The sequence below is a fragment of the Spongiactinospora gelatinilytica genome (genome assembly GCF_003236385.1).
GTDB classification, from domain to species: Bacteria; Actinomycetota; Actinomycetes; order Streptosporangiales; family Streptosporangiaceae; genus Spongiactinospora; species Spongiactinospora gelatinilytica.
This window is the reverse complement of the sequence record NZ_POUA01000395.1, coordinates 1-6,944: the sequence shown is the minus strand read 5'-3', so window position 1 is coordinate 6,944 and position 6,944 is coordinate 1. Positions and strand designations below refer to the sequence as shown.

2 protein-coding genes and 1 pseudogene are annotated in these 6,944 nt (G+C 63.8%); all 3 read right to left on the bottom strand.

Translation table 11 applies throughout. The features are described from left to right. Positions 1-737: 737 nt before the first annotated feature. Positions 738-4,133 (bottom strand): DEAD/DEAH box helicase, encoded by a 3,396-nt coding sequence (locus C1I98_RS32740; protein WP_158558277.1) that lies wholly within the window; start codon positions 4,131-4,133, stop codon positions 738-740. A gap of 85 nt (positions 4,134-4,218) precedes the next feature. Continuing rightward, entirely contained in the window at positions 4,219-4,989 is a 771-nt protein-coding gene (locus C1I98_RS32735) for a Hachiman antiphage defense system protein HamA (protein ID WP_497845905.1), read from the bottom strand. 663 nt (positions 4,990-5,652) lie between these two features. Then, positions 5,653-6,458 (bottom strand): annotated as a pseudogene (locus tag C1I98_RS32730) (IS5 family transposase); the annotation flags it as partial. Between the last annotated feature and the right edge of the window lie 486 nt (positions 6,459-6,944).

Genomic DNA, 6,944 nt, shown 5'->3' with positions numbered 1-6,944 from the left:
GCTCAATGGTAGAGCTGCAGACTTTTAATCTGTAGGTTCAGGGTTCGAGCCCCTGGCGCCCCACCACTCCCACCCCACCTGACCTGCGCATCCTCGCCAGAGGAGTGATTGGGGCGAGGAGTTGATCTCGCATGGTCGCTCGCGGGCTGCTCATGGGCACGGACCGGGCACACGGTAGATCATTTAGGCGTCGAGCCTCGCGTCCGGATCGCGTACAGGTCAAGCTGGCATGGCTGCCGTGGCTCGGACGCCCCAGTTCGCCCAATTGCGCCCCAATCAGCCCCAATTCGATGTAGAGTCAGTGCTCCACTTCTGCGAAGGCGAACTCGTCGTCGATCAGGCGGCGCAGGGCTGCAAGTTCGGGGCAGCCCGGGATGCGGTTGGGATGTCGGCGGGGTTGGGGTATACCTGGCTCGCGCTCGCTGGGTTGGGCGCGGTTGACGCGTGGGCCAGCGCGATCGGTTGGTTGGTTGCCCGCTCAGGGCCGCGTGGCGAATTGAAATTTCTCTCATGTCCACCACCTGCCCGCCCGTCGCTGGGATGTCCATACAAGCAGACGAGCGGCGCACTCGCTTCCTCGTCGGCGCCGGCCCTCGATGACGATCATCGCCGCACCTTCGGTCCGGTCCGCAACCATGAATGCCGGCTCTACCGCACCAGGGAACTGAGGAGCGGACTCCGCGATTCCTACCGCGCGATCGGACCTCGGAGGTCCGATCACGAGTCAACGCTCAGGCCTAAGGCGCCTTCGAGAGCAGGTCACCTGGGCCCCGATAGAGCAGACGGACTCCGCTGCCAGTGCGAAGCCGTTGAGCACGCAACACGCCCTGGCGCTCACGCTGGAGTGGGACGGCAGCTTCTCCGAGCAGGTCGTAACCGATGGACCAGATCTCAATCTTGTCTGGTCCAGCATCAGTCACGCGCAGCCACGTACCCGGGTCGGGGGCCGTCCCGTACCAGGTGACCTCCTGCAGGTCCTCGGTCATGTGGCTCCATCGAAGCGAGCTCCGTGTCCGCGAGGGATTCACGAATGTTTCCCAAGCCGACCGTGACTCGGCTGTCGGCCAGCTTTTACTGAGGGCCTTCGCAGGGTCGAGGTTGTCGATCCACCGGCGCATTTCAGCAGCCGAGTCAAATGTGGCGCCGGTGCTCGTGACTGCCGATATGGCTGCGAGGCGATGGTCGAAGCCAGAGCGTATAAGGATCGAAGCTGCCCGATTGAACGTTCCCGTCTCGATCGCGGTTACTGCCGTTCCCGACAAGGCGTCGGCCTCAAAGTTTCCCTGGGCAGTTTCGTAGACCCTGGCAGCCTCCATTCCCCAGACGAGCCGGTATATTACATCGGCCTCGATGAACTGCGCTATCGCGACGCGGTCGCCGGAAAGGTCGCCGAGGGCCAGACCGTGAACCCAGTGCCTCAATACCTCCTGCCAGTTGCCGAGCGCTGTCTCGGGAGCGAAAACTTCCACCGCAAACACAGTGTCGGCGATCGCCACGAGCAAGTCGGCGGCCGCCTCGTGGTTCGCGTCGACGATGGCGGCTTCGGCCTGGCCCGCCAAGGCGATGATGCGACCAGATGCTTGGGAGAGCTCGGATCCGGCGTCGGCCCCTAGCCCAGCCAAGAACCAGCCGCGGCGTTGCGACGGTGTGGACGTTTGCCACAAGTGCCTGGTCCGGCTGTACACCAGTTCTCGTGCGGCAGAGGCTGACGTGTCGTCATAGCGGCGAAGTTGTCGTTCCCACAGCGAATCGCGCAGGGCATCGGCAACAATCTGCGTTGCGGCGTCGGCGACGGTGTCCACGTCGCTGTCTCCGACGACGCTCAGAATTCCGATATCGAGCAACGCGAGGTTCGACTGCCAACTATCGGCAGCGGAGGCCCGTCCCTCATCAGTCTCCTGGGACATGATAGGCAGGGACCAGTGGGGGCCGCCGGTGAGGTATTCGAGGAGGAGCTCCACCGAAGCGGGCCTCTGCGATGCGTACATCCTTTTCAGGAGTTCAACGCCGATTTCGATGAGTCCTGACTGCAGGGCCTTACCGCTGCCTCCCTGCGTAAGTGCAAGCCACTCCCGACGACGTAGTGGAGTTGGCTCGAAGATCGGATAGAGAACAAGCCCTTCGGTGTCAACGAAAGCACGGCCCGCACGCCCGATCACATTCGCGAACTCGGAACCTTTAAGCACGTCCCTGCCGCGGCGAAGGCCGTGGAAGAGTACCGCCGAGGCGGATAGGTTCAGCCCTTGGGCGAGAGTTGGTGAGGCAATAGTGACCTTTAAGCTGCCCCGCTGCAAGAGGAGTTCGATCTCTCGCCGGAAGGGGCCGGGGAGCGCTCCGTGGTGGATGGCCACCCCCAGCTGAAGACACCTCAATATCGGATGATCGGCACCGAACCACTCGGCGCCCACAGCGAGCGCGTCGTGAAGTTCGACCTCTGAGGGTAGGACGGAGAAGATAAGGTGTCTGCTGTAGAGGTCGACGATCGCGCGGGCGTACGGTTCTACGAAGTTCCGCTGGGGACAGAAGACAAGGACCGTCTGACCTTCTTCGACCAGACGCCACGCGGTGGCGATGACATGTTCACGTTGGTCCGCCGGGAACAGCTTCCTGCGTCGGCCGCTCGGTTCCTTTGCCTCGAAGTAACGCGGGATGAATGGTTGGTCGGGTCCGAGAGTGATGGTCAGCCGCGCATGGTCTCTGCGCCACTCGACAAGACCGAAGCGCTGCTGCGTTGGACGCCACTCCTCGCGATGCAGGCCATTCGGGTTCTCGTCAGTGATCCATGCGACGAAGTCGTCAAGCTCGCTTCCGGACGGAAACACGGCCGAGAGACACAGGATGCGGCGCGTCGAAGCGTCTGGACGACGCAGAAGCCGCTGGATCTGGGCTTCGTAGCGGATCTCACGCTCGGAGGCCCCGATCATGTGCCCCTCATCCAGGATGATGAGGCCGACATCATCGAGCACAGACGGGTCGGATCGAAGCGCAAAGTCCAGCTTTTCCGGGGTCGCCACGACGATTGCGCTGGAACGTAGGGTTTCCTCGTCGACGTCGCTCGTCCCCATGCTGCCGTAAAGGGACGAGACGCGGATGCCCAGCGGCGAAAAGGTGCGTGCGAGGACATGCTCGGTTTGGGCGGACAAGGCCCGCAGTGGGGTGACGAACACGGTACGCCGCCCCTGTGCAAGACACGCCAAGATCGACAGCTCGGCAATACGGGTTTTACCAGCACTGGTCGGCAGCGCAACAACGAGATCCCCTACGTCCTGGAAGATCCTGCCGACGACGTGGAGTTGGGAGGGCCACAGGTCTATCTCGGACCGTTCCCGCGCTAGGAGCGACTCAATGAAGGTGCGCCGGAGATAGCGCCACTGTTCGACGTTGTCAGCAGCTCCTGGCGGTGGTTCGTCCGGGATGTTTGTCTCAAGGCTGGTGTCGAACAGGCCTCCGAGTAAATGCCGGGTGAGCCGGTAGACCCACCAGGGGCCAGGGACGCTCACGTCCGACGATGCCTGCTCGCCGAGCCGCAGCTCTTCGAGGGCGGTCCCGAGCAGGTCCCGGCTGCCGATCTCGATCGCGAACAAGGCGGCCGAGACCGCCGAAAGATAGTTCTCGCTGAGGAGAAGAATAATGGGGCCGACCTGGTCCGGAGATGTGTCCTCCTCCGGGTCGCTGCCCGCTGCGGTTAGGTTCATCAACAGAGCGTCATCGGCGAGCTGGGAAGAGGAGCGTAGCGACCGGGTTCGCTGCTCGATCGAACTCAAGTCGCGCAGTATGAGGTCCACCAGCGCCTGCTCCATCGGCGTTAACCGCCCCGACTGTCGGCTCGCCTGGATCAGCGAGAACGCCCGCGCGGCGTAGCCACCGAGATGGCTGGCCGCGCCAGCGACAAGCCTATGAAAGACCAGATCTGCTTCGGGCGTAGCGTTCCGGGTTGCAGCCTCAAGAGCGTAGGAGCTCTGGATGAACCCCTGCTGTGCGATGAGGATTTGCTCGGTCGTGTCGCCGTCTGCGGACTCCAACAGCTCAAGACTCGTGGCCAGCAACGAGTACCCGTAGTTGAGCAGGTCCGTGTCAAGAAAGGGGCTGAACGTGGGTGCATCCTGAGGCAGAACGCCCTCGCGCCGGATCATGGATTGGGCCTGCCCACGGGCCAGTAGGCGCCTACGGAAGCCAGCGTCTGTGGCTCTGAGAAGGCTTTCTGCTAGATCTCGCGCCTCACGAGCCATTGGCGGTCACCTTTTCGTAGGCGTTCTCAATGAACTTTTGGTGGCCTTGGACTCGAAGCGTGATCGTCAACTGCGGCACCGTGCCCGGGTACGCCTGGAGATCTGCTGTCACGTGCATACTCGGGTCACTGCTCGTGAAGAGGAACATCAGGTGACCAACGCGGCCAGGACGAACGCCTTCCAGAAGTTGCATATCGAGCACAGCCTCGCCGACGTCGCTGTCGGCCGTGGACAGGAGCCGTTCGGCGAATTGGGTGAGCGAGTGCGGCGAGGGCAGCTCATCGTTGCGTGCTAGACCTTTGCGAGCTTCCATGACGGTACGCCTGCTCAACGTGACGCGGCTTTTCGCTTCGGCCTTGATGATGTGGGGCTTGCCGTCGGCGTCGAGCCTTGCCCCGAGTACATCATCCCCTCTCATCGCCCACTCTTGATGGTCGCGCTGAATGAGTCGGCTGGGTCCAACCACATACCCGCGCTCTTCGTGGAGGTAAGCCGTCGCAAAGATCTCGCCTATGTCCCCGGAGCGGGCGCTTGCTGTGGTGGGAAGTTTGTTGCGGAGGAACTTGGCCACCGCATGCTTGCCATGTCGCTCCGCGATCTGCACGAGGGACTCGGATTCGGCGTACGCCTTCGGGAGAGTTGCGGCGAGGGCTGCAACGCCCGCGGCATCGTTGTATGACTCGATGATGCCGGCATGGTGGTCGCCTACGGGCACGAGAATTTTGAGCGTGCACCAGCTCCTGAAGTAAGTCATGCCCACCGCCTGCAAGTCTATTTCCTCGGGGCCTAGTGTCCGCTGGACGAACTGTACCTAGGAGGCGGGCTCTGCCGCGCCCATATGCTGACGCGACACCGGAAGAACGCGCCCCCATGAGTCCGGACATCTGGGGATTCGCAATCGATGAGCATCCAGTTCGCGCGATGGCGATCCGAGCAGGTTGACCCTCGCCCCGAGCCCTGCACCGTCAACCGCTCGCGCGGTGCCCAGCGGTTCCTGGCTTACGATCCTGGGCGACGCCGCTTGCGGCCGCCGGGAAGCGAGCCCATCCACATCGGGCAGTTGGCCTCCCCCGCAGTTCACGCGGCCGAGTGGCGGTGGAACCGCAGGGGCGGAATCAGACCGGTTCGCGTGCGTGCTGTTGCCCGGTCAGGTGACGTCGAATCGGATGTCATAGAAGGGCGGGTGCGCGCCGATATCAAGAAGCACAGCGATCGGGCTGACGGAGACGATGCGTTAGATACGCGCGGAACTCACCCAGGCGCAACAGGAAGGTGACGATCAGCAGCTCCGGCGAGTTCGAAGTAGAGGTCGAAGTGGATCCAGCGCAGCGCGCTGGTACCGAAGGCCAGGTAGCGGACCTGCGTGTGAATCTCTGAGTGAGTGTTTGAGATCGACGATCTTGCTTAGGCGCAGACGATTTTGGCCTGGCGCCGAGCGGGGCCGCTCCCGGGTGAGGCGGCGGGCTATGCCGGCGATGGCAGCCCAGCGGATGATCGCCTCGAGACGGCAGGGTCGCGTTCATAGTCACGGGCAAGCCGTCGGCAAGCGGTCAGCCAGGCCAGCGTTCTCTCCACCACCCAACGGCGGGAGATGACGCTGAAGCCGCGCTGGTCAGAGGGCTTTCGCACGATCTCCAAGGTGGTGCGCAGAGTGTCACGGGCCCAGTCCACCAGGCGTCCAGCGAAGCCCTGGTCGGCGAAGACGTGCCGGATCGGGGTGGTCAGGTACGCCGACAACAGGGCGGTCTTGGCACCATCGCGGTCCTGCCAGCTCGCGGCCAGGACCGCGACCGTCACGAGCAGGCCGGTGGTGTCGGTGACGATGAATCGCTTGCGGCCGTTGATCTTCTTGCCCGCGTCGTAGCCGCGGCTGTCGCGGCCGACGGTGTCGGCGCCCTTGACGCTCTGGGAGTCGATGATGCCCGCTGTGGGTTCATCGGCGCGGTCGGCCTGGCGGCGGGCTTTGATACGCAGCTCGGTCAGCAACGCTTCGGTGACGCCGGCGGCCTCCCACTGCTGGAAGTACCAGTACACGGTCTGCCAGGGCGGCAGGTCGGTGGGCAGGTACCGCCACGGGCATCCCGAGCGGACCACGTACAGGATGGCGTTGACGATCTCCCGGCGTGGGTGCTTTTCCGGACGCCCGCCGGTGTTCGGCTCGGGAAGTAAGGGCTCGATGAGTTCCCACTGTGCGTCGGTCAGGTCCGAGGGGTAGCGATCCGGGGGTATCGGGCCACCTTGGCAGTGTCAACGCTCGTCGTCACGCTGCCACACCGAACATGAATGATCTTCTCAAACACGCACTGAGAATTCCAAGGTCGATGCGGCGCTGTTGCGGCTGGGGGAGCGCCGTTCGAGGCTTGGACATTCGCCTGTACTGCGGTGGGGTTCCCGCGTTTCGCCCTCACCGGCGGTGCACGGGCCCCGCGGCCGTGACACCGACCAGTTGCGGAGGTTGCTGCATCCAGGGGATCTTCGCGGCAGTGGTCCCTATGTCGTGCGGCTGGAACCCCCGTGCCGCGCCGAAGCAAGTCGGTGATGCGGTGCGGGCGTGCCTGCTCGTGCTCGCCGACATTTCGATGCCGACCTGTACGTAAGCGGGTCAATTCTCGGCTGTGGTGTCACCACCCGCGACCTGCAACTGCTGCGGCCCTTCCTTACGGCCTTGCCGTATGATCCGCCCGGCGCGGGCTGGGGGGGGGCGGTGAGGTGACC

Bases quoted from the DNA above. Each gene is read 5' to 3' on its own strand.
- C1I98_RS32740 (WP_158558277.1), bottom strand. From the start codon at position 4,133: ATGATCCGGCGCGAGGGCGTTCTGCCTCAGGATGCACCCACGTTCAGC.